This window comes from Citrobacter sp. FDAARGOS_156 (assembly GCF_001559235.2).
Classification (GTDB): domain Bacteria; phylum Pseudomonadota; class Gammaproteobacteria; order Enterobacterales; family Enterobacteriaceae; genus Citrobacter; species Citrobacter youngae.
In genome coordinates this window covers 3,039,211-3,063,192 of sequence record NZ_CP014030.2, presented here as the reverse complement: position 1 = coordinate 3,063,192, position 23,982 = coordinate 3,039,211, and the positions used below count along the sequence as shown (strand labels likewise).

At 49.8% G+C, this 23,982-nt stretch carries 19 protein-coding genes; 16 read left to right on the top strand and 3 right to left on the bottom strand.

The window, feature by feature from the left end:
• Window positions 1-128 precede the first annotated feature (128 nt).
• Window positions 129-380 (top strand): DUF2766 family protein, encoded by a 252-nt coding sequence (locus AL515_RS15000; RefSeq protein ID WP_005127709.1) that lies wholly within the window; start codon window positions 129-131, stop codon window positions 378-380.
• 80 nt (window positions 381-460) lie between these two features.
• Here the strand turns inward: AL515_RS15000 and AL515_RS14995 are convergent, their stop codons facing one another.
• On the bottom strand, window positions 461-964 hold the full coding sequence (locus AL515_RS14995; protein ID WP_048211340.1) for a non-heme ferritin-like protein: 504 nt from the start codon (window positions 962-964) through the stop codon (window positions 461-463).
• A gap of 546 nt (window positions 965-1,510) precedes the next feature.
• On the opposite strand from AL515_RS14995, the gene AL515_RS14990 reads away from it, so the two are divergent.
• From AL515_RS14990 to otsA, 6 genes are all read left to right on the top strand, one after another.
• Window positions 1,511-2,068 carry a DJ-1/PfpI family protein gene (locus AL515_RS14990; RefSeq protein ID WP_061068093.1) on the top strand — a complete coding sequence of 186 codons (558 nt, stop codon included), beginning with the start codon at window positions 1,511-1,513 and terminating at the stop codon, window positions 2,066-2,068.
• A 318-nt stretch (window positions 2,069-2,386) separates the two neighbouring features.
• Window positions 2,387-3,376, top strand: coding sequence for an arabinose ABC transporter substrate-binding protein (locus AL515_RS14980; RefSeq protein ID WP_005127705.1), 990 nt, complete (start codon window positions 2,387-2,389; stop codon window positions 3,374-3,376).
• Window positions 3,377-3,481: 105 nt separating this feature from the next.
• Entirely contained in the window at window positions 3,482-4,996 is a 1,515-nt protein-coding gene (gene araG / locus AL515_RS14975; protein ID WP_048211342.1) for an arabinose ABC transporter ATP-binding protein AraG, read from the top strand.
• A gap of 14 nt (window positions 4,997-5,010) precedes the next feature.
• Window positions 5,011-5,997 (top strand): arabinose ABC transporter permease AraH, encoded by a 987-nt coding sequence (gene araH, locus AL515_RS14970; protein ID WP_048211343.1) that lies wholly within the window; start codon window positions 5,011-5,013, stop codon window positions 5,995-5,997.
• A gap of 175 nt (window positions 5,998-6,172) precedes the next feature.
• Complete coding sequence (gene otsB / locus AL515_RS14965; protein ID WP_061068092.1) at window positions 6,173-6,976, top strand: trehalose-phosphatase; 804 nt, start codon at window positions 6,173-6,175, stop codon at window positions 6,974-6,976.
• Complete coding sequence (gene otsA, locus AL515_RS14960; RefSeq protein ID WP_048211345.1) at window positions 6,951-8,372, top strand: alpha,alpha-trehalose-phosphate synthase; 1,422 nt, start codon at window positions 6,951-6,953, stop codon at window positions 8,370-8,372. Before otsB ends, otsA begins: the two co-directional genes overlap by 26 nt.
• On the opposite strand, the gene uspC is transcribed toward otsA, so the two are convergent.
• Window positions 8,373-8,801 (bottom strand): universal stress protein UspC, encoded by a 429-nt coding sequence (gene uspC, locus AL515_RS14955; protein WP_048211346.1) that lies wholly within the window; start codon window positions 8,799-8,801, stop codon window positions 8,373-8,375.
• A 794-nt stretch (window positions 8,802-9,595) separates the two neighbouring features.
• On the opposite strand from uspC, the gene flhD reads away from it, so the two are divergent.
• From flhD to AL515_RS14915, 7 genes are all read left to right on the top strand, one after another.
• A complete protein-coding gene (gene flhD, locus AL515_RS14945; protein WP_040232414.1) occupies window positions 9,596-9,937 on the top strand; it encodes a flagellar transcriptional regulator FlhD in 342 nt (113 codons plus the stop codon).
• Between the two features lie 2 nt (window positions 9,938-9,939).
• On the top strand, window positions 9,940-10,518 hold the full coding sequence (flhC, locus tag AL515_RS14940) for a flagellar transcriptional regulator FlhC (RefSeq protein ID WP_005127694.1): 579 nt from the start codon (window positions 9,940-9,942) through the stop codon (window positions 10,516-10,518).
• Window positions 10,519-10,642: 124 nt separating this feature from the next.
• Window positions 10,643-11,530: a flagellar motor stator protein MotA gene (motA, locus tag AL515_RS14935; RefSeq protein WP_032939611.1), complete on the top strand. Its 888-nt coding sequence runs from the start codon at window positions 10,643-10,645 to the stop codon at window positions 11,528-11,530.
• Window positions 11,527-12,456 (top strand): flagellar motor protein MotB, encoded by a 930-nt coding sequence (gene motB / locus AL515_RS14930; protein ID WP_061068090.1) that lies wholly within the window; start codon window positions 11,527-11,529, stop codon window positions 12,454-12,456. The genes motA and motB overlap by 4 nt, the downstream gene beginning before the upstream one ends.
• Before the next feature lie 4 nt (window positions 12,457-12,460).
• A complete protein-coding gene (gene cheA / locus AL515_RS14925) occupies window positions 12,461-14,506 on the top strand; it encodes a chemotaxis protein CheA (RefSeq protein WP_061068089.1) in 2,046 nt (681 codons plus the stop codon).
• Between the two features lie 21 nt (window positions 14,507-14,527).
• A complete protein-coding gene (gene cheW / locus AL515_RS14920) occupies window positions 14,528-15,031 on the top strand; it encodes a chemotaxis protein CheW (protein WP_003839146.1) in 504 nt (167 codons plus the stop codon).
• A 355-nt stretch (window positions 15,032-15,386) separates the two neighbouring features.
• Window positions 15,387-18,881 carry an autotransporter outer membrane beta-barrel domain-containing protein gene (locus AL515_RS14915; RefSeq protein ID WP_061068088.1) on the top strand — a complete coding sequence of 1,165 codons (3,495 nt, stop codon included), beginning with the start codon at window positions 15,387-15,389 and terminating at the stop codon, window positions 18,879-18,881.
• A gap of 110 nt (window positions 18,882-18,991) precedes the next feature.
• Here the strand turns inward: AL515_RS14915 and AL515_RS14910 are convergent, their stop codons facing one another.
• Entirely contained in the window at window positions 18,992-20,263 is a 1,272-nt protein-coding gene (locus AL515_RS14910) for a dicarboxylate/amino acid:cation symporter (protein WP_048211351.1), read from the bottom strand.
• Between the two features lie 407 nt (window positions 20,264-20,670).
• Here AL515_RS14910 and tar point away from each other — a divergent pair, with 407 nt between their 5' ends.
• On the top strand, window positions 20,671-22,332 hold the full coding sequence (gene tar, locus AL515_RS14905) for a methyl-accepting chemotaxis protein II (RefSeq protein WP_061068087.1): 1,662 nt from the start codon (window positions 20,671-20,673) through the stop codon (window positions 22,330-22,332).
• A 43-nt stretch (window positions 22,333-22,375) separates the two neighbouring features.
• Complete coding sequence (gene tap / locus AL515_RS14900; RefSeq protein WP_061068086.1) at window positions 22,376-23,977, top strand: methyl-accepting chemotaxis protein IV; 1,602 nt, start codon at window positions 22,376-22,378, stop codon at window positions 23,975-23,977.
• Window positions 23,978-23,982 lie beyond the last annotated feature (5 nt).

Genomic DNA, 23,982 nt, shown 5'->3' with positions numbered 1-23,982 from the left:
GTGCTTGCCATCTCAAACGAAATTAACTGGGTCTGTTTTTTTATTTTCAGCGCGGTTGTACTGCTTGCACCGCTACCGTTTCGAGCGCTGAATAGGTACTATGACAACCTTTCTATAAGGAGCTCACTATGTCCCAAACACTGAATGCCGATCAGGAACTGCTCTCGGATGTTGTTGCCTGCCAGTTGGTTATCAAGCAAATTCTGGATGTTATTGATGTTATTGCCCCGGTAGAAGTTCGGGAAAAAATGTCCAGTCAACTGAAAAGCATCGACTTTTCCAGCCATCCCGCGGGCGCTGATCCCGTTACGATGCGCGCAATTCAAAAAGCGGTTGCGTTGATCGAGCTGAAATTCACTCCGCAGAATGAGTCTCACTAAAATAAACCGTTGTTTCAGGTTTTAGAAAGGTTTTTTTACGCCTCTCAGAACGGGAGGCGCAGATTTGTCGCGATCGGACTTCAGTGATGTTGGTAGTTTACGACGTTTAGCAAATGCTTATCCGTTTGCGCCATACACAGTCCAGCACGTTTAGCGCTACGAACTTCATCAAGAATCGTTTGTAGCAGCACGCCATCCTGCTGCTGTTCTTTTTCCAGATCATGAAGAAAATCAACGGTTGGTGCGTCGTTCAACGCTTCTGCTTCATCCGTCAGACGTGACAGCGTACGAGAACGCTGCTGATAATCTTCCAGCGTTTTCTGAAACAGCTCTTCAAGGGACGTTAGGTCATCACCGGGAACATCGATGGCTTTGACGATGGGGTTAGCCCCTGCGTTTTTCATAAAATTAAACATACGCATCATTTGCGTCACGTTACCCTGCGCCTGAGTGCGCAGAAACGTCGCGGTGCCTGTCAGGCTGTGTTCGTAGCACCATTCACTGAGGTGAAGGTAGAGATTCGATGCGTAAAACTCAAGGTTCATTTGCGTGTTGAGTTTGTGCACAATTCCAACTGCAGCCATATCAATATCCTTATTTCCAGAAAAGAGAAGTACGTCACCAACGCCAGTACAACGGGCTGCCGTTGCACTTCACATCTACGTACGAGTAATACTGTTAGCAGAATAAATCCGTTCCGCCGGTCCTTTAGATGATCGCGAATTATATCCGCTTCCGATCGTGAATCAGCATAGCGCGTGCCTGGTATCAAGAAAATCCTTAAAACCACCTATTTATGTTTTTTTACATATTGGCATAACAATATGCTTAGCCATACCGTTTGCGTATATAAGTAATATGAATGTAATCATATGATTTATAATGTATTTATGTAAAATAAAGACAGTGAAATGCTGTTTCAAGTCTCAAAATTAAATTTCAGGCCGCGGTATTCTATGACGTCTGGTGATTATCACCGCTGGTTTTGATGCGAACTTCCCGGTGAAGTGATGTGTCTGGAAATTATCTGCAACCTAATTTCTTGCGCCAGATCAGTTTTAATAAATTTAACGGAATGAATTATTCGGCATTTGTTGTTGGATATCGGTGGATAAATCGAGGAGTTGTATATGAAGAAGGTGGCGGTGTTGCTGGCACCCGGTTTTGAAGAGGCTGAAGCTATTGTTACTATTGATATTCTACGTCGCCTGCAAATTGAGGTTGAGACGCTGGCCTGCGCTGAGTCTCGTGCGGTGGTGAGCTATCATGACGTGCCGATGGTGGCCGACAGTACGCTGGAGGCCCGTCGGGATGCCTTCTACGACGCGATCGTGTTGCCAGGGGGACCACAGGGTAGCGTAAATCTTGCCGCCAGCGCTGCAGTCGTCCAGTTTGTCGCTCGTCATGACGATGCAGGAAAACTGATTTGCCCGGTTTGTTCGGCAGCCGCGCGGGTGCTGGCGGGTAATGGGTTGCTGAAAGGACGGCGCTACGTGTGTTCAGGTGAGCTGTGGCAAACCATCACCGACGGCGAGTATGTCGATGCGCCTGTTGTTGAAGATGGCAATCTTATCAGTGGCAAAGGGCTGGGCCATATTTTTGATTTTGCGTTTACGCTTTCTGCGCGTCTGTTAGAAGACGATATCCCTGTTCGCGATCACGCTGACCATATTTATTACCCCTGGTAATCATTGGACTCCCGGATGTTTCGATATTCGGGAACAAGGATTCACTGGCTGATGTTATGGATTAATCTGCTATTTCTCATTTTCCCTATTCTGAAAATTGAGTTTTTTTATGTCATTTCCCGCTGAATTTATGTACGCAACTACTGTAATTCCAGGGTGTGATGCCGCTCTCTTATGGAGAATCAATTTCCCGCTAAAAATACTCTCAGCACTGGCATTGATCTTATCAATAAAAGGTAATGCCTTGTTTTACGTCCGGATTACAAAAAATCGTTTGATTTTACCCTACATAAAAGAACGTTAAAGCTGGAGTTAACCATGCACAAATTCACTAAAGCGCTGGCGGCCATTGGCCTGGCTGCCATTATGTCACAATCCGCTATCGCTGAATCCATGAAGCTCGGTTTCCTGGTCAAACAACCGGAAGAGCCCTGGTTCCAGACAGAGTGGAAGTTTGCTGATAAAGCCGGTAAAGACCTTGGGTTTGAGGTGATTAAAATTGCCGTTCCAGACGGCGAGAAAACCCTGAATGCTATCGACAGCCTGGCGGCAAGCGGGGCAAAAGGATTTGTAATTTGTACGCCGGACCCAAAACTTGGGCCTGCTATTATGGCAAAGGCGCGTGGCTATGACATGAAAGTCATCGCGGTTGACGATCAGTTCGCCAATGCGAAAGGTAAGCCGATGGATACTGTGCCATTGGTGATGATGGCAGCAACCAAAATTGGTGAACGCCAGGGCCAGGAACTGTACAAAGAAATGCAGAAACGTGGCTGGGATGTGAAATCTTCCGCTGTAATGGCGATTACCGCAAACGAACTGGATACCGCGCGCCGTCGTACATCGGGTTCGATGGAAGCGCTTAAAGCTGCAGGCTTCCCGGAAAAACAGATCTACCAGGTCCCAACCAAATCGAATGATATCCCGGGCGCATTCGACGCCGCAAACTCCATGCTGGTGCAACATCCTGAAGTTAAACACTGGCTGATTGTCGGTATGAACGACAACACTGTGCTGGGTGGCGTGCGTGCTACCGAAGGGCAGGGGTTTAAAGCTGCAAACGTGATTGGTATCGGTATTAACGGTGTTGATGCAATTAGCGAACTCTCCAAAGCGGAAGCCACCGGATTCTACGGTTCACTGCTGCCTAGCCCGGACGTTCACGGTTATAAATCCAGTGAAATGCTCTACAACTGGGTCACCAAAGGCGCAGAACCGCCAGTGTTTACTGAAGTTACCGATGTGGTGTTGATTACTCGCGACAACTTCAAAGAAGAACTGGCGAAAAAAGGCTTAGGCGGCAAATAACTCAACTGCCGTAAAACGATCTTATCCGGCCTACAAATAATGCCCTTCGTAGGCCGGATAAGGCTACGCCGCCATCAGGCAACCGTTTAGATCCACGGAGACGTTATGCAACAGTCTACCCCGTATCTCTCATTTCGCGGCATCGGCAAAACCTTCCCTGGCGTAAAAGCGCTGACGGATATTAGTTTCGACTGCTATGCCGGTCAGGTGCATGCACTGATGGGTGAAAATGGCGCCGGGAAATCAACATTATTAAAAATTCTCAGCGGTAACTACGCGCCAACCACGGGATCTATAGCGATCCGCGGACAGGAGGTTTCGTTTGCGGACACAACCACTGCGCTGAATGCCGGTGTCGCCATTATTTACCAGGAATTGCATCTGGTGCCGGAAATGACCGTCGCCGAGAACATCTATTTAGGCCAGCTTCCGCATAAGGGTGGGATTGTGAACCGCTCGTTGTTGAACTACGAGGCGGGGCTGCAGTTAAAGCATCTGGGAATGGATATCGATCCTGATATTCCGTTGAAGTATCTCTCCATCGGTCAGTGGCAAATGGTGGAGATTGCTAAGGCGCTGGCGCGTAATGCCAAGATTATCGCTTTTGATGAACCCACCAGCTCTCTTTCCGCCAGGGAGATTGACAATCTGTTTCGCGTAATTCGTGAGCTACGCAATGAGGGCCGCATCATTCTGTACGTTTCGCACCGCATGGAGGAGATTTTCGCCCTCAGCGATGCCATAACGGTGTTTAAGGATGGCCAGTACGTCAAAACGTTTACGGATATGCAGCAGGTTGATCACGACGCACTGGTACAGGCGATGGTGGGGCGTGATCTTGGGGACATCTATGGCTGGAAAGCCAGACCTTATGGCGCGGAGCGTCTGCGTCTGCATGAGGTAAAAGCGCCAGGCGTGCGCACTCCGATCAGCTTATCGGTGCGTAGCGGCGAAATCGTCGGACTGTTCGGCCTGGTTGGTGCCGGACGTAGCGAATTAATGAAAGGTCTGTTTGGCGGGACGCGTATCACACAGGGCCAGGTGTTTATTGACGAACAAGCGATAGATATCCGCAAACCCAGTCACGCCATTGAAGCAGGCATGATGCTGTGTCCGGAGGATCGCAAAGCCGAAGGGATCATCCCGGTCCATTCGGTACGCAACAACATCAATATTAGTGCGCGCCGTAAACATGTTACGGGGGGATGTCTGATCAACAACGGCTGGGAAGAGACCAATGCTGACCATCATATCCGTTCACTCAACATTAAAACGCCGGGTGCAGAGCAACTGATCATGAACCTCTCTGGCGGTAATCAGCAAAAGGCCATTCTGGGGCGTTGGTTATCGGAAGAGATGAAAGTGATTTTGCTGGATGAGCCCACCCGCGGCATTGATGTTGGAGCGAAACATGAAATTTATAACGTGATTTATGCCCTGGCTGCGCGCGGTGTTGCCGTGCTGTTTGCCTCCAGTGACCTGCCGGAAGTTCTTGGTGTCGCCGACCGCATTGTGGTGATGAGAGAAGGTGAGATCGCAGGTGAATTACTTCATGAACAGGCGGATGAACGCCAGGCGTTGAGCCTTGCTATGCCTAAAGTCAGCCAGGCAGTCGCCTGAATAAGGAGAATATGATGTCTTCCGTTTCTACATCGGGTTCAGGCGCTGCGAAGTCGGCGCTAAATCTTGGCCGAATTTGGGATCAGTACGGGATGCTGGTGGTGTTTGCCGTGTTGTTCCTGGTTTGCGCTATTTTTGTGCCAAACTTTGCGACGTTCATCAACATGAAGGGGCTGGGACTGGCGGTATCTATGTCGGGTATGGTTGCGTGCGGGATGTTATTTTGCCTGGCATCCGGCGATTTTGACCTCTCGGTAGCGTCCGTTATTGCCTGCGCAGGGGTGACGACGGCAGTGGTCATTAATATGACCGAAAGCCTGTGGATTGGCGTGGCGGCAGGGTTGTTGCTCGGCGTTCTGTGCGGTCTGGTGAATGGTTTCGTGATTGCACGCTTAAAAATTAACGCGTTAATTACGACGCTCGCCACCATGCAAATTGTTCGTGGTCTGGCCTACATTATCTCCGACGGTAAAGCTGTGGGAATCGAAGACGAGCGCTTCTTTACGCTTGGCTATGCCAACTGGTTAGGACTGCCGGCACCGATCTGGTTAACCGTGGGCTGTTTTATTATTTTTGGCCTGCTGTTGAATAAAACCACGTTTGGTCGTAATACGCTGGCGATTGGGGGCAATGAGGAAGCGGCTCGTCTGGCTGGGGTGCCGGTCGTTCGCACTAAGATTATTATCTTTATTCTCTCCGGTCTGGTATCCGCCGTGGCGGGGATTATCCTGGCATCACGTATGACCAGCGGCCAGCCAATGACCTCTATCGGCTATGAGCTGATCGTAATTTCTGCCTGTGTGTTAGGGGGCGTTTCGCTCAAAGGCGGTATCGGAAAAATCTCATATGTCGTCGCAGGGGTGTTGATTTTGGGGACGGTCGAGAACGCGATGAACCTGCTGAATATCTCTCCATTCGCACAGTATGTGGTACGAGGTTTGATCCTGCTGGCGGCGGTGATCTTCGACCGCTACAAACAAAAAGCTAAGCGTACTGTTTGATGATTTAAATCCCAACTTTTTAGTCTAGCTTCCGCCAATCGCCAGCCGCTACCCGGCTGGCGATTGTTTTTCTAAATGGCGAGCACGGTCACACTGTCTATACTTATACCCGTCATACATCCTATATACGGCGCGATCCGCGCGGCGTACAGACCATGACGAGGAGGAGAATCGGGTGACAGCATCGCTAACCTTACCCCCTGAGCATCCCACAAACTGTGCTTATTTTTTCGATCTCGATGGAACACTGGCTGAAATCAAACCGCATCCTGACCAGGTTGTTGTTCCACAGGCAATTCTGCAGTTATTACATCGCCTGGCCACGCAAAATGCGGGTGCTCTGGCATTGATTTCAGGGCGCTCAATGGCAGAGCTTGACGCACTCACCACCCCTTATCGTTTCCCGCTCGCCGGGGTGCATGGGGCAGAACGCCGTGACATCAATGGTCAAACCCATATTGTGCATCTGCCTGCGGTGGTCGAGCGCGAAGCGGGGGCGTTATTGCATGCGGCGCTGGCGACGTTACCGGGGACAACGCTTGAAACTAAAGGCATGGCTTTCGCTCTGCATTACCGGCAGGCGCCTGAGCACGAGGCCGCGCTGCTGGCGTTGGCGGAACGTATTACCCATATCTGGCCGCAATTGGCATTGCAGCCCGGGAAGTGTGTTGTGGAAATCAAATCACAGGACACCAATAAAGGAGATGCAATTGCGGCATTTATGCAGGAAGCGCCGTTTGTCGGACGGACCCCTGTTTTTGTTGGTGATGATCTGACCGATGAAACAGGTTTTGTCGTGGTCAATCGCGCCGGCGGTATCTCGGTAAAAGTGGGTAGCGGGGAGACTCAGGCGACATGGCGTCTGGCTGCTGTCAGGAACGTCTGGCATTGGCTGGAACAAATCAACTGTCCGCAGCAGGAACAAGAAGCAACGAATGACAGGAGAGGTGGCTATGAGTCGTTTAGTCGTAGTATCTAACCGCATCGCCTCACCGGATGACAAAGGCAGTGCTGGCGGTCTTGCTGTAGGTGTGCTGGGCGCACTGAAGGCGGCTGGCGGCCTGTGGTTCGGCTGGAGCGGTGATACAGGCAATGAGGAACAACCGTTAAAAAAGGTTACCCGTGGCAACATCACCTGGGCATCGTTTAATCTGAGTGAACAGGATTACGAGGAGTATTACTGCCAGTTTTCGAATGCCGTGTTATGGCCCGCGTTCCATTATCGACTGGACCTGGTACAGTTTCAGCGTAGTGCCTGGGAAGGCTACCAGCGGGTTAATGCCTTACTGGTTGATAAGCTGCTGCCACTGCTTAGCGATGACGATATCATCTGGGTCCACGATTATCACTTGTTACCCTTTGCCTGCGAGCTACGCAAACGTGGTGTGAATAATCGCATCGGTTTTTTTCTGCATATTCCTTTTCCGACACCCGAAATTTTCAATGCGTTGCCGCCACATCAGGCGTTGCTTGAGCAACTGTGCGACTTTGATTTATTGGGCTTTCAAACCGACAACGATCGCCAGGCCTTTCTTGACTGTCTGACGGCGCAAACTCAGGTAACTACGCTCCGCGAGAAACAGCATCTGGCCTGGGGGAAAGCGTTCCGCACGGAAGTTTATCCTATTGGTATTGCACCTGAGGAGATTGCACGGCAAGCATCAGGATCGCTACCGCCGAAACTGGCGCAGTTAAAAGCAGAACTTAAAAATGTGAAAAATATCTTCTCTGTTGAGCGGCTGGATTACTCCAAAGGCCTGCCGGAGCGCTTTCAGGCCTACGAGGCGCTGTTGGAACAGTTTCCCCAGCATCACGGTAAGATTCGTTATACGCAGATAGCACCGACTTCGCGTGAGGAGGTGCAGGCTTATCAGGATATTCGTCACCAGTTAGAGACCGAGGCCGGGCGGATCAATGGTAAATACGGGCAACTGGGCTGGACGCCGCTGTACTACCTGAATCAGTATTTTGACCGTAAATTACTGATGAAGGTCTTCCGTTACTCAGATGTTGGACTGGTGACGCCACTACGCGATGGCATGAATCTGGTGGCAAAGGAGTATGTCGCCGCACAGGACCCTGCCAACCCCGGCGTCCTGGTGCTCTCGCAGTTTGCCGGGGCTGCGAATGAGTTGACTTCTGCACTCATTGTAAACCCTTATGATCGGGATGATGTTGCAGGCGCATTAAACCAGGCTCTGACGATGTCGCTTGCCGAGCGCATTTCCCGTCATGCGGCAATGCTGCAGACCATCGTTAAAAATGATATCAACAACTGGCAGGCGCGATTTATTTGCGATCTGAAGAACGTCGCATCGCGTCATATAGAAAACCTGTCGCCTGACCCGCAGACAGCCTGCAGCAAACAGGCGTGATTAATCGCCGGCAAGCGGTACCAGCAACACATCAACCTGGCTTGCGCTGACCACGCTTTTCGCTGAGCAGGAGGCTCGCGAAAAGAAACTGTGGTTATGGTTGCCATAAATCACCAGATCAACCGCGTGTTTGCGGCATACATCCAGAATGTGTTCGTTCAATGTCCCATAGGTAATAAACGTGTGCTCAATGGGGTACTGCGCCTCTTTGCTTAACTGATCGATAAAATTATGGGTCTCTTCTTGCATGACTTCCCGCAGATCTTCCAGCATTGGAGCAGCAAACTGGTTATACAGTTCGGGATCTGAAACCAGGGTTATCAGACTAATGCGGGCGTTGACAGGGCGAGCGATTGAAACAGCCTTTGCTAACAGTTGGTGACTTTCGGGGGTGGCGGCAACAGCGACAAGAATGTGCGCATAGCTCATAACTCGCTCCTTTTGTTCATGAATTATGAGAGAACTTTTCAGTTTTGATCGTATAACGCCATACTGCTACGTTTCGTACGGTAATTGTGTGAATGTCATCATGATTATTCATTAATTATTCTTATAAATAGAATAATCACTTCATATAAGCTGCAAATCTGTTCTGATGATTTAAGTTAAACTCATCTCTAATAAAAACAATTTGTTAATAAAAAGTATACATCAATTAACATTTAAACGGTTATCACAGCCCGGTATTAATTAATCAGTCTTAATATTTAAGTCTTTGTTTATAAAGAGTTTAACTGAAATGTCATTTCATATTAAATCTGTGATCCAGTTCGCTATTTCTGCGCGTGATATTAACGTTCGTAAACAGAATACTATTCGCTTTTATTGCAAGATTATTCGTATGGCTGGAATCGAAAAAGATAATGGTGGTTTAAAAAATAGCCAAAATAAAAGCTGTGCTGATGGATTTATGTTAAGTGTTTAGCTTGATTATGTGATCTGCGTCACATATTCTTTAAATTCGCAGCATAGCTACGTTGTATGTGTAACGGGTGGCGGGTAGAGTTGCGTCGAATTAGGAAAAATCTTAGACATTTGTAAGAAATGATGTGAGCTTGTAAGGGACGCGGCATTCTACGAAAGGAATGTTTAGACAACGCGTAAGCGCCATCACGTTGCTATGTATTTGACCTTTTGCTTTTTTTTTACCGGGCCTTCCCGGCGACATCACGGGGTGCGGTTCTGCCGCATGAAAATAATGTTGGTTATTATGGATGCAAATAATGCATACATCCGAGTTGCTGAAACACATTTATGACATCAATTTGTCGTATTTATTGCTAGCACAGCGTTTGATCGTTCAGGACAAAGCGTCTGCAATGTTCCGCTTGGGTATCAGCGAGGAGATGGCAGATACATTGGCAACATTAACACTTCCTCAAATGGTCAAATTGGCTGAAACCAATCAACTGGTATGCCATTTCCGTTTCGACGATCATCAGACTGTAACGCGTTTGACGCAAGATTCCCGCGTTGACGATCTTCAGCAAATTCATACCGGTATTATGCTTTCAACACGCCTGCTTAACGACATCGATGACGCAGCGCGTAAGAAAAGGGCTTGATGATGAGCGAAAAAAGCATTGTTCAGGAAGCGCGTGATATCCAGTTAGCGATGGAATTAATCACATTGGGCGCCCGTTTGCAAATGCTGGAAAGCGAAACGCAATTAAGCCGTGGCCGACTCATCAAGCTGTACAAAGAATTACGCGGTAGTCCTCCGCCAAAAGGGATGCTTCCGTTTTCCACCGACTGGTTTATGACGTGGGAACAAAATATTCATGCATCGATGTTTTGTAATGCATGGCAGTTTCTGCTTAAAACCGGTTTGTGCAGCGGCGTGGATGCCGTGATTAAAGCGTATCGGTTATATCTTGAGCAGTGCCCGCAACCAGAAGAAGGGCCGTTGTTGGCGCTTACTCGTGCGTGGACCCTTGTCCGTTTTGTTGACAGTGGTTTGCTTGAATTGTCCGCCTGTAACTGCTGCGGCGGAAATTTTATTACCCACGCGCACCAACCCGCAGGTAGCTTTGCCTGCAGTTTATGTCAGCCGCCATCGCGAGCCGTAAAAAGACGTAAACTTTCCCAGAATGCTGCCGATATTATTCCACAACTGCTGGATGAACAGATCGAACAGGCTGTTTAACTGAAACGGTGTGGATAAACACTCCAGCAGCGGTAAGCGATTACCGCTGCTTTTTTTTGTCCTGACCATGAGTTAACTGCCCGACTGCGCATCCTGTCATAGTCAATTGCGAAAGGATGATGTCGTGCTTATCTTATTAGGTTACCTGGTTGTTATTGGTACAGTTTTCGGCGGTTACATGATGACCGGCGGACACCTTGGGGCACTCTATCAACCGGCTGAGCTGGTGATCATCGGTGGCGCAGGTATCGGGGCATTCATCGTTGGCAACAACGGAAAAGCCATCAAGGGGACGATGAAAGCGATCCCGATGCTTTTCCGTCGTTCAAAATACACCAAAGCGATGTATATGGATCTGCTGGCGCTGCTGTATCGCCTGATGGCCAAGTCACGTCAGCAGGGCATGTTTTCGCTTGAGCGCGATATCGAAAACCCCAAAGAGAGTGAAATCTTCGCCAGCTATCCACGCATTCTTGCGGATGCGGTGATGCTTGATTTTATTGTTGATTATCTGCGTCTGATTATCAGCGGCAACATGAACACATTTGAAATTGAAGCGTTGATGGACGAAGAAATTGAGACTCACGAAAGTGAAGCTGAAGTCCCGGCTAATAGCCTGGCGATGGTCGGTGACTCATTACCGGCGTTCGGGATCGTGGCAGCCGTTATGGGGGTTGTTCACGCTCTGGCTTCTGCTGACCGTCCGGCGGCTGAACTGGGTTCATTGATTGCGCATGCGATGGTAGGGACATTCCTCGGGATTTTACTGGCCTATGGATTTATTTCCCCACTCGCCAGCGTCCTGCGACAGAAGAGTGCTGAAACCACCAAGATGATGCAGTGTGTGAAGATAACTCTGCTCTCCAATCTGAATGGCTACGCGCCACCGATTGCGGTCGAGTTTGGTCGTAAGACGCTCTATTCCAGCGAACGTCCTTCGTTTATCGAACTGGAAGAGCATGTTCGTGCGGTGAGGAATCCAGCAGCGCAGCAGACGACCGAGGACGCATGAAAAATCAGGCCCATCCCATTATCGTCGTAAAGCGACGCAAACATAAAAATCACGGTGGTGGGGCGCATGGTTCGTGGAAAATTGCCTACGCCGATTTTATGACCGCGATGATGGCCTTCTTTCTGGTGATGTGGCTTATTTCCATCTCCAGCCCTAAAGAACTGATTCAAATTGCCGAATATTTCCGTACTCCGCTGGCCACTGCGGTGACGGGCGGAAATCGGATCTCGAATAGCCAAAGTCCAATTCCTGGTGGGGGTGATGATTACACCCAGCAGCAGGGGGAAGTGAATAAGCAGCCCAACATTGATGATCTGAGAAAGCGCATGGAGCAAAGTCGCTTGAGCAAGCTACGTGGCGATCTTGATCAACTGATTGAATCCGATCCTAAGCTGCGTGCACTACGCCCACATCTGAAAATTGATTTGGTCCAGGAAGGGCTGCGGATACAGATTATCGACAGTCAGAACCGCCCGATGTTTAAAACCGGAAGCGCAGAGGTTGAACCTTACATGCGTGATATTTTGCGGGCGATTGCGCCGGTGCTGAATGGGATCCCAAACCGTATCAGTCTTTCTGGTCATACGGATGATTATCCCTATGCCAACGGTGAGAAGGGATATAGCAACTGGGAACTGTCTGCCGATCGCGCCAATGCATCGCGTCGCGAGTTGGTCAGCGGCGGACTGGATGATGGAAAAGTATTACGGGTGGTAGGTATGGCCGCCACGATGCGTCTGAGCGATCGCGGTCCCGAGGACGCCATCAACCGCCGTATAAGCCTGCTGGTTCTGAATAAGCAGGCCGAAGAGGCCATTTTGCATGAAAACGCTGAAAGCCAGAATGAGCCGGTAAGTGTCTTACAACAGCCAGTGGCGATGCCGCCGGCAAGCGTTCCCACATCGCCACCAGCCAATCCGAGGTGATAGCGTGAGCATGGATATTAGCGATTTTTATCAGACATTTTTTGATGAAGCTGACGAACTGTTGGCTGACATGGAGCAACACCTGCTGGATTTGGTGCCTGAAGCCCCGGACTCCGAACAGCTGAATGCCATTTTTCGTGCAGCGCACTCGATTAAAGGCGGGGCGGGCACTTTCGGCTTTACCATTTTGCAGGAAACGACCCATCTGATGGAAAACCTGCTGGATGAAGCGCGGCGTGGCGAGATGCAGCTCAATGCCGACATTATCAACCTGTTTTTGGAAACGAAAGATATTATGCAGGAACAGCTCGACGCCTATAAAAACTCAGAGGAGCCGGATGCCGCCAGCTTTGAGTACATTTGTAATGCGTTACGACAGTTAGCGCTCGAAGCAAAAGGTGAAACCGCGCCCGCGGTGGTCAATAGCGCCAAACTGAGCGTTGTTGATAGCACGGCGATACCAGACGAGGTGGTTGCACAAGCCGCCCCTGTCACTGAAGAGATCAAAAAGCGGATCATTCTCTCGCGCCTGAAAGCCAGTGAAGTCGATTTACTGGAAGAGGAACTGGGGAATCTGGCGACCTTAAGCGATGTGGTCAAAGGTGCCGATACGCTGTCGGCAACGATCGACGGTAGCCTCGCTGAAGATGACATTATTGCTGTGCTCTGCTTCGTCATTGAAGCGGATCAGATTGAGTTCGAAACTATCACTGTCGCGCCGACTGTTGCAGAAACGCCAGCTGTCGCGGATGTCGTCGAACCACAGCCGCTACCGATTGCTGCGCCTGCGCCGGTGGCCAAAGCGACCGCCAACGAAGCGCCGCATGGACGAGCAGAGCGTGAGAAACCAGCCCGCGCAAGCGAGTCGACCAGCATCCGCGTGGCGGTTGAGAAGGTCGATCAACTGATTAACCTGGTGGGTGAACTGGTCATCACACAGTCAATGCTGGCTCAGCGCTCTAATGAACTGGATCCCGTCAATCATGGCGATCTCATCACCAGCATGGGTCAGTTACAACGTAACGCCCGCGACTTACAAGAGTCGGTGATGTCGATTCGTATGATGCCAATGGAGTATGTGTTCAGCCGTTTCCCACGTCTGGTGCGCGATCTGGCCGGTAAGCTGGGTAAACAGGTCGAACTGACGCAGGTGGGGAGCTCAACCGAACTCGATAAGAGCCTGATTGAACGCATCATTGATCCATTAACGCACCTGGTACGTAACAGCCTCGATCACGGTATTGAATTGCCGGAAAAACGCATCGAATCCGGGAAAAGCCCGATTGGTAATCTGACACTTTCTGCCGAACACCAGGGCGGGAATATTTGTATCGAAGTGACTGATGATGGCGCGGGTCTGAACCGCGAACGTATCCTGGCGAAGGCTATTTCCCAGGGGATGCCGATCCACGAAAATATGAGCGATGACGAAGTCGGCATGCTGATCTTCGCCCCGGGATTCTCAACCGCCGAGCAGGTGACGGATGTTTCCGGGCGCGGTGTCGGTATGGATGTGGTGAAGCGAAATATCCAGGAGATGGGCGGTCATGTTGAGATCCAGTCAAAACAGGGTCAGGGCACAACTATCCGTATCTTACTGCCGCTGACGCTCGCTATCCTTGATGGCATGTCCGTTCGTGTAGCCGATGAAGTGTTTATCCTGCCGCTGAATGCGGTGATGGAATCTCTGCAACCTCGTGAAGAAGATCTCCATCCGCTGGCCGGCGGAGAGCGCGTTCTGGAAGTGCGTGGTGAGTATTTACCGCTGGTTGAGTTGTGGAAAGTCTTTGAAGTTGAAGGTGCAAAAACCGAAGCAACTCAGGGTATTGTAGTGATTTTACAAAGTGCAGGGCGTCGCTACGCGTTGCTGGTCGATCAGCTAATTGGTCAACACCAGATGGTGGTAAAAAACCTGGAGAGCAACTACCGCAAAGTGCCAGGCATTTCCGCAGCAACGATCCTCGGCGACGGTAGCGTCGCGCTGATTGTCGATGTCTCTGCATTGCAGGGGTTAAACCGCGAACAACGTGTGGCAATCACAGCCGCCTGATTGAGTAAGAAAGGGAAGAATATGACCGGTATGAGTAATGTAACTAAACTGGCCGGCGAACCGTCAGGTCAGGAATTCCTCGTGTTTACGCTGGGGGATGAAGAGTACGGTATCGATATCCTGAAAGTGCAGGAAATCCGCGGCTACGATCAGGTTACGCGTATTGCCAATACGCCAGCCTTTATTAAAGGTGTGACTAACCTGCGCGGCGTGATTGTGCCGATTGTTGATCTGCGTGTGAAATTCAGCCAGAGCGATGTGGATTACAACGAGAACACCGTGGTGATTGTGCTGAATCTGGGACAACGGGTGGTTGGGATTGTCGTGGATGGCGTATCCGATGTGCTGTCGCTGACAACCGATCAAATCCGACCGGCACCGGAATTCGCGGTTACGCTGTCAACGGAATATCTGACGGGGCTGGGCGCGTTGGGAGACCGGATGCTGATTCTGGTTAACATTGAGAAATTGCTGAACAGCGAAGAGATGGCGCTATTGGATATCGCGGCTTCGCATATGGCATAAAAGTAGTCAATATTATCATTCTTTGTAATATTTAGCTGGCAGTTATTAAACGCCCTCCACAATATGGAGGGCGTTTTGCTTTTAATTTTATGTGTAGGGAAGCCAGGTAATAATGGTTGTTTTATTTTGATTTTGAATGTTTATATTTATCTTATTCACTTGGTTTATTTTTATTTTTTTTTCTTTAATTAAAACTGGCGAATCTTTATAGTATCTGTCGTTTGTGGGTACATATAATACAATCTACAAGTGCAATATATAAATAATTTATCTTTTGGAATAATTTATATTGCTAATGAATATGTAATGAAGTTGTGCCTCCTGATTTTTTCTATTGGCGTAGAGGGAACTAAATGTGAATGCTATATATAATATAGTCTGGAGTACGGCGCGTAATATGTTTGTGGTCGCTGGTGAGTTTTCCCGCGGTAATAATGGAATGCGTAATAGCATCAGGGTAACAGGTCTGGCAACATTAATATGCAGTGCTGCTGTCAATGCTACCGGGTTAGGCCCACAAAACGGTGCATCAATTATTTTGAATGATAATGAAGTCGTTACGGCGAGTGGACAAACAAATACCACGGGTGTTGAGAGCATCACTACCGGCGGTGATGGCTTACAGATCAAAGGAAAAGCAACTATCAACGTATCGGGTGAAACTTTGTCTACCGGGGTTTCACTGGATAATGGCACCAAAAATGATTTAGGCACGAATACCGAAATCCATGTCGTCGATACGGATGGCACACAAAATTCAAGTAAAAATACCACCGGAATTTTGATTTCAGGTAATAACCTGGGTACAGAAGTAACAGCATCCGGTATTAATATTGATGTTTCGGGTAAAAATAATGTTTATGGATTTAAAAATATAGGCAAAGACAGTAACGTCGATCTTGGTAGTGGAAGTTCTATTACAGCCATAACTGAAACTGATTATAGTATTGGTGGGATAGGTGATGCCCGCGGTGTCTATTTATTAGGCGGTAGTGGTACTTTCACCATGGATAATGGTTTTATCCATGCTACAAGTATAGATAACACTGCGTGGGGGATTCAAAGTACGGGTAATGCTAAAATTGATTTAGGTAAAAATAGCCAGGTGGTTGTAGAGGGCAATAATATTGCAACCGGTATTGAGATAGGTACTGATGGTGTATTAGATGCCGATCAACTCACTGTCACTGCAACAGGACTGGCAACAGATTATGGTTCTGTGACAGGTTTAAAGCTGGGTAAAAATAATCATGTTGATTTGGGAGATAACAGCAGAGTAACCATCAATGGTGCCTCCGATCTTGCTGAAGGCATCTCCGTTATGGGTCCCGATGCTACGTTAATCGCCAATAATATGGATATTAATATCAGTACGACTCTGGATTGCCGTACAGGGGGGTGTACCACGCGTGGCATCGCTATTAATGGGGCCGGATCACGCATTGATTTGGGCAGCGGATCGACCATCTCAATCACCGGGTTCTATGATGGGGCTGGAGTAACGATAAACCCCGCGGCAAAAGGTTCTGAATTTATTGCTGATAATCTGACGATTGATGTGACTGGGACGCAGGTAAGTGCAATATCAATGAGCACAGGTTTTATGGATTTAGGCCAAAACAGCATCATAAGCGCAGCCGGAGGGGCGACGACCCTCTGGGTGACGGGGGGCGAATTCCACGCGGACGCGCTTACCGTCAATACCGCTCAGTCTGTGGGCATCATTGCGCAGGGGGGCGATGTGATGATTGGCGCAGGCAGCGTTGTTGACGGCAGAAGTTCTGCCATGTCGGGCTCTGCGACCAGCGGTATCGCTGCGACCTCCGGGAGTACTCTTGATTTTAAAGGGGATGCCGACAATCGAAATGTTATTTACGCGATCGATGGTTACGGCGTGTCATCCCAGTTCTACGGCGCAACGGTTAATATCGCGAATACCGATATTCTCATGAGTGGGCAAAATAACCCTTACGGGCTTTGGGCGATAGGAAGTAATAATTTAAACCGTCCGGGAATAATTAATGGTGAAAACCTGACCATTGATGTGACAGCGAGTGGGGCAAATGGTTATGGCGCGGTGGTTCAGCAGGGCGGGGCAATATCGCTGACCGGTGACACTACCATTAAAACCCAGGATGGTGTCGCTATTCTTGTTCCTGTTGTTACCGACAGTGCGGGAAATCTCTTACCCGGCGGGACCGTGACCGGTTCAGGTGTAATGGATATTACGGGCGATATCATTAGCGCGGGTGAAGGCAGTATTTCACTGGATATGGCGTCTGGTTCGCGGTTGGTGGGGGCGACGTTTGTTAACACCGATCCGACGGTAGACTCCTCGCTGAATCTCTCACTGGCTGAACAGACGCAATGGACAATTACCGGTGATTCTTCTTTAACTCAATTAAATAATGCCGGAGATATTGTATTTGATACTCCTTCACAGAACGGACAATTTAAAACGCTGACGATTAATGGGAATTATCATGGCGATAACAGTCATCTTTATCTGAACACGCAGTTAGGGGATGACAATTCACCGACGGATAAAGTGATTATCACTGGTGATACATCCGGTAGCACGACGCTCTATGTCAATAACATCGGGGGGGAAGGGGCGTTAACAACAAAAGGTATTGAAGTGATTGATGTCGGCGGTCAGTCTGATGGCGTTTTTACTCAGGGTAATCAGGTGCAGACAGGTTTGTATGAATACCGATTGTATGAAGACGGCGGTGACTGGTATTTGCGTTCGCAGGCTGTCCCGCCGGTAGATCCGGATGATGGCGACGATGTTACACCGGTAGATCCGGATGATGACGACGATGTTACACCGGTAGACCCGAATGATGGCGACGATGTTACGCCGGTATACCCGGACGATGGTGGTGATAGTAAACCGGTAGATCCGCAATATCGGGCTGATATTGGCGCTTATCTGGGCAACCAGTGGATGGCGCGTAATCTGCAAATGCAGACCCTTTATGACCGCGAAGGGAGTCAATTACGTACCGATGATGGCAGTATGTGGATGCGCTTTAAAGCAGGTGATGCGTCGTCAACAGCGGCAGACGGTCATGTGGATATTGACAACACTTACTCGCAACTGCAAATCGGTGGTGATGTGCTTAGCTGGGATAATGGCGAGCAGAGCCTGAAGGCGGGACTGATGGTGAGTTACATTAACGCCGACACGGACAGTACAGGCAACCGTGGTGCTGATGGGAGCCGGTTCTCTGCCAGTGGTAACGTAGCCGGTTATAATCTCGGCGCTTATGCCACCTGGTTTGCGGATGCGAAGAATCACAGCGGGCTGTATGTGGATAGCTGGTACCAGTACGGCCTCTACAATAACAGCGTCGATAACGGCGATGTCGGGTCAACAGATTATGATTCGGCGGCCAGCGCGGCCTCCTTGGAAACGGGCTATCGGTACGACATCGGACTTGAAAACCTGAATACTGTCAGCCTGACGCCACAGGCTCAGGTGACATGGCAGCAATATAAAGCGGACGCGGTTGTGCAGAATGGAACGCGTATTGACGGACAAAACGGTGACAGCTGGACCACGCGCCTCGGACTGCGGGTAGATGGCAAGCTGCACAAGAATACGACGTCGGTTATCCAGCCGTTTGCGGAGGTAAACTGGTTACACACCAGCGATGATGTTGGCGTAGCATTTGATGGTGCTGAGGTGAAGCAGGATCTTCCGGCAGATCGCGCCGAGGTGAAAGTGGGTATCCAGGCGAATCTGAATAGCCAGTGGAGTATCACTGGACAAGTGGCGGGTCAAAAAGGACGTAATGACTATGGCGATCTCAGCGGTAGTTTGCTCGTACGTTACAGCTGGTAATTGATGTAAATTATCATCCAGGTGTTGTTGAAATACCCCAGCCTGTGGCTGGGGTAATCTTTGTTGATTTGCTGCTCTTGTTTACTTAGCTCGCTCTTGTCTTAAAAAAGTTAAGCCTTAATCTCTTCTGTGATGTTTTCTGAAGACTCGCTTTCTTCCAGTAAACCTTCATCCTGTGCCAGCATCGCCGTTGCAATCCCGTTACCTAATACGTTGATTGCTGAACGTCCCATATCCAGGAAGTGGTCAATACCCATCAGTAGCAGAATTCCGGCAACCGGAATATTAAAGCTTGGGATGGTTGCCGCCAGCACCACCAGCGCTGAACGCGGCACACCGGCTATCCCTTTTGACGCCAGCATCAATGTCAGCATCAGCACGGTAATTTCCGCGAAGGAAAGGTGGATGTTATAAGCCTGTGCGATAAACATGGAGGCGAACGAGCAGTAGACCATGGAACCCACCAGGTTAAACGAATAACCGATAGGCAGTACAAATGACACGATATTGGGCGAGCAACCAAATTTGGTTAATTGCTCCAGCGTTTTCGGATAAGCGGCTTCGGAGCTGCTGGTGGTGAAGGCAACCAGAACCGGGTCTTTGAGCATACTGACCAGGCGGAATACCTCTTTTTTCAGCATCATATAACCCACGGCCAGCAGGACCAGACAGGTCAGCAAAATCGCCACATAATAACCACCAATGAACGATGCGTAGTTGAGCAGGATCCCCAGGCCCTGGGTGGAGATAACGGAAGAGATAGCGGCAAAAATAGCCAGCGGCGCAACATACATCACGTAGCCGGTCACCTTCAGCATAATGTGGGAGACCACATCCAGCGCAGCAACCAGCGGTGCGTTAAATTTTTCGCCGAGCGAAGCACCACCGATTCCGAAGAACATCGAGAATACGACGATTTGCAGGATCTCATTATTCGCCATCGCTTCGGCGATGCTGGTGGGAATGGTATGCGTCAGAAAACCTTTCAGGCTCATACCACCAACGGCCAGGCCGGTATCAGTGGCTTCCAGCGGGATCGCCAGGTTCAGACCGCTGCCGGGTTGTTCGAGGGAGACCACAAACAGGCCGACCAGAATAGACAGAATAGAAGAGCTGATAAACCAGATCATCGCTTTGCCGCCCACGCGCCCGATGGTTGAGGTTTCGCCCAGGCGCATAATACCCACGGTCAGGGTACTGAATACTAAAGGTGCAATTACCATCTTAATCAGGCGCAAAAAGATGTCGGTGAGCAGCGTAATATTATCGGCCCAGGCGGTAACGACGCCGGGGGAGGCATAAGAGTGGATCACCGCACCCGACAGGATCCCCGCCAGCATGAAGATCACAATAAACAACGTGAGTTTGTTTGCATTTGCCACTAAAAAGCCCTCAGTAAGGATTTAACATTTATTGTTCTGTTACTCATTTTTTATACTTATTAAGTGGTAACGAAGTATTCATCATATAAATTGGATTAAAGCGTAAGCAGATACAACTTTTTTTAATTTTTTATCCATTTTGTTGTGGTATTTGGCGAGTGATTATGTGATCGGAGTCACACGAAAAAGGGGCGGAGAATACAAATAGCGGCAAAATCAGGCGAGTTGAAAATGTTATTTGCATGATAATTATGATGTTTTTATGTAAATGGGTTGTGGTTTCTGTGCCTCCGGCTTTCCCTCCACCCACCGGGCCTTGCTTTCCTGATGGATTTCCTTTTTGCAAACGTAAAGTTATCTCAGTGAATGCCGATAATGTTGATAACTCGTTTTCAGGAAGGTGCCTTATGTTTAACCGTATCCGCGTTGTCACAATGCTGATGATGGTGCTGGGGGTTTTCGCACTGCTACAGCTTGTTTCCGGTGGTCTGTTGTTTTCTTCATTGCAGCAGAATCAGCAAAGTTTTGTTATTTCTAACGATCTTCGACAGCAGCAAAGCGAACTCACCTCAACATGGGATCTGATGCTGCAAACACGCATCAATTTGAGTCGTTCCTCTGCGCGCATGATGATGGATGCGTCCAACCAGCAAAGCAGCGCGAAAAACGATCTGCTGAAGAATGCGAAAGCGTCATTGGCGCAAGCCGAAGCGCATTACGCTAATTTCAAAAAAATCACGCCGTTGCCTGATATGACGGATGCCAGTGGTAACGTCGATGAAAAATATCAGCAGTACCATGCGGCCCTGGTGGAGCTCATCCAGTTCCTTGAAAACGGCAACATGGATGCCTATTTCGCACAGCCAACTCAGGGCATGCAAAATGCCCTCGGCGCAGCGTTAGGTAAATATGCAGATGTTAGCGAGAAACTCTACCGCCAGGCCTTTGATCAAAGTGCAAGCGATTACCATTTTGCCCAATGGCAACTCGGCATTCTGGCTGTAGTGCTGGTACTGATTCTGGTGGTGGTGTGGTATGGCATTCGTCATGCCTTGCTAAACCCTTTGTCTCGTGTCATTGCGCATATCCGTGAAATTGCCAGCGGTAACTTAACCGCAACTCTGGCTGTCAGCGGTCGTAATGAAATTGGCGAGCTGGCCAGCACGGTCGATCATATGCAGCGTTCGCTAACCGAAACGGTAACCCTGGTGCGCGAAGGTTCGGATGCGATTTATTCCGGTACCAGTGAAATTGCCAGCGGTAACACCGATCTTTCATCCCGTACTGAACAACAGGCTTCCGCGCTGGAAGAAACAGCAGCCAGCATGGAACAGTTGACGGCTACCGTGAAGCAAAATGCGGACAATGCGCGTCAGGCCTCGCAACTGGCGAAAAGCGCCTCCGATACCGCGCAACATGGCGGCAAAGTGGTTGATAGCGTGGTGAATACCATGCACGAAATCGCCGATAGTTCGAAGAAAATTGCCGACATTATTAGCGTTATTGATGGCATTGCATTCCAGACAAACATACTTGCGCTGAATGCGGCGGTAGAAGCTGCGCGCGCCGGTGAACAAGGCCGTGGTTTTGCCGTCGTTGCTGGTGAAGTGCGTAACCTGGCGAGCCGCAGTGCGCAGGCAGCAAAAGAGATTAAAGCGCTAATTGAGGATTCTGTATCGCGGGTTGATACCGGTTCTGTATTGGTAGAAAGCGCCGGGGAAACCATGCATGACATCGTTAATGCGGTCACGCGTGTGACTGACATCATGGGGGAAATCGCCTCGGCATCCGATGAACAAAGTCGAGGGATAGATCAGGTTGCGCTCGCCGTGTCTGAAATGGACCGGGTTACGCAACAGAACGCCTCGCTGGTGCAGGAGTCGGCCGCTGCCGCTGCCGCACTTGAGGAGCAGGCCAGTCGCCTGACCCAGTCGGTGTCGACATTCCGCCTCGCGTCACGTCCTTCATCATCAAAGACACGAGATACACGACTACCTGCGACAGCGACTCCGGCGTCACAACCGCGCCAGCTAGCCACCGAACAAGATACGCATTGGGAAACATTTTGACTGACAGCTAAACCGCGGCCTGCGCCGCCTGATGGGAGCGTTGATGTTTAATCGTATTCGAATTTCGACCACGCTGTTTTTGATTTTAATCCTCTGCGGTGTTTTGCAGATTGGCAGTAATGGCTTGTCCTTCTGGGCATTTCGGGATGGTTTTCAGAACCTGAACCAGGTCGAACAGAGTAATCAGCAACGCGCTGCGCTGGCGCAAACCCGCGCTGTGTTATTACAGGCCAGTACTGCGCTTAATAAAGCAGGCACGTTGACGGCTCTGAGCTATCCGCCAGAGGATATCAAAGCGCTGATGACGATTGCACAGGACAGCCTGGCCCAGTCCGAATCGATATTTAAACGCTTTATGGCGACGACAGAGACGGCAGAAGAGGGGAAGGCGCTGCAAAGCGCAACCGAGAAAAGTTTCAGTCAATGGCATAGCGATCTGGTTCACCAGGCAACCTGGCTGGAAAATAATCAGCTGTCAGATTTTTTGACCGCCCCGGTGCAGGCTTCACAGGATGCCTTTGATGCAAACTTTACGGCGTGGCAAAACAACATCAACCAGGTATTGCAAAAAGCAGAGGATCACAGCCAGCGTAGTTACCATATGTCCGGGGTGATTTTCGCCACCGTGCTGGTACTGGCGGCGCTATTAACGACTGCAGCGCTGTACTGGTCGCGCAAAATGATTGTACAGCCGCTGGCTATCATCGGTAGCCATTTCGACAGTATTGCGGCGGGTAATTTGGCGCGACCGATAGCGGTTTATGGGCGTAATGAGATTTCAGCCATTTTTGCCAGCCTGAAAGCGATGCAACAGGCACTGCGTGAGACGGTCAGTGAGGTACGCCAGGGGAGCTCGGCAATGCATACCGGGATCTCGGAAATCGCGATGGGTAATAACGACCTGTCCTCGCGAACTGAACAGCAGGCGGCATCGCTGGCGCAAACGGCAGCCAGTATGGAACAGCTTACCGCTACCGTGGGGCAAAATGCGGATAACGCGCGACAAGCCTCAGGCATTGCCAAAAGTGCGGCCGACACGGCGCATAAAGGAGGGGAACAGACGGCTAAGGTTGCCAGCACTATGCATGAGATTTCTGCCAGCTCGCAGAAGATAGGTGACATCACCAGTGTGATTGACAGCATCGCCTTCCAGACCAACATCCTGGCGTTAAACGCTGCGGTAGAAGCTGCCCGTGCCGGTGAGCAGGGGCGCGGTTTCGCCGTGGTCGCCGGAGAGGTCCGTAATCTGGCAAGCCGTAGCGCACAGGCAGCGAAAGAAATTAAAGGACTGATCGAAGAGTCCGTTACCCGCGTTCACCAGGGATCGCAACTGGTGGATATGGCGGCGCGCACGATGACAGAGATTGTTAGCTCGGTTACCCGGGTTAACGACATCATGGGGGAGATTGCCTCGGCCTCCGATGAACAACGCAGAGGCATTGAGCAGGTGGCGCAAGCCGTCAGCCAGATGGATTCTGTCACACAGCAGAACGCCGGGCTGGTGGAAGAAGCGGCAGCCGCCACTGAGCAGTTAGCTACCCAGGCAGATAATCTTTCCGCCTGTGTCGCGTTTTTTAAAATTGAAGAACAAACCGTAACACAACAAGAATTGGCACAACCGCAGGTTGTGCCCGTTGTATCCTGAATGTG

Bases quoted from the DNA above. Each gene is read 5' to 3' on its own strand.
- AL515_RS15000 (WP_005127709.1), top strand. From the start codon at position 129: ATGTCCCAAACACTGAATGCCGATCAGGAACTGCTCTCGGATGTTGTT.
- AL515_RS14995 (WP_048211340.1), bottom strand. From the start codon at position 964: ATGGCTGCAGTTGGAATTGTGCACAAACTCAACACGCAAATGAACCTT.
- AL515_RS14990 (WP_061068093.1), top strand. From the start codon at position 1,511: ATGAAGAAGGTGGCGGTGTTGCTGGCACCCGGTTTTGAAGAGGCTGAA.
- AL515_RS14980 (WP_005127705.1), top strand. From the start codon at position 2,387: ATGCACAAATTCACTAAAGCGCTGGCGGCCATTGGCCTGGCTGCCATT.
- araG (WP_048211342.1), top strand. From the start codon at position 3,482: ATGCAACAGTCTACCCCGTATCTCTCATTTCGCGGCATCGGCAAAACC.
- araH (WP_048211343.1), top strand. From the start codon at position 5,011: ATGTCTTCCGTTTCTACATCGGGTTCAGGCGCTGCGAAGTCGGCGCTA.
- otsA (WP_048211345.1), top strand. From the start codon at position 6,951: ATGAGTCGTTTAGTCGTAGTATCTAACCGCATCGCCTCACCGGATGAC.
- uspC (WP_048211346.1), bottom strand. From the start codon at position 8,801: ATGAGCTATGCGCACATTCTTGTCGCTGTTGCCGCCACCCCCGAAAGT.
- flhD (WP_040232414.1), top strand. From the start codon at position 9,596: ATGCATACATCCGAGTTGCTGAAACACATTTATGACATCAATTTGTCG.
- flhC (WP_005127694.1), top strand. From the start codon at position 9,940: ATGAGCGAAAAAAGCATTGTTCAGGAAGCGCGTGATATCCAGTTAGCG.
- motB (WP_061068090.1), top strand. From the start codon at position 11,527: ATGAAAAATCAGGCCCATCCCATTATCGTCGTAAAGCGACGCAAACAT.
- cheW (WP_003839146.1), top strand. From the start codon at position 14,528: ATGACCGGTATGAGTAATGTAACTAAACTGGCCGGCGAACCGTCAGGT.
- tar (WP_061068087.1), top strand. From the start codon at position 20,671: ATGTTTAACCGTATCCGCGTTGTCACAATGCTGATGATGGTGCTGGGG.
- tap (WP_061068086.1), top strand. From the start codon at position 22,376: ATGTTTAATCGTATTCGAATTTCGACCACGCTGTTTTTGATTTTAATC.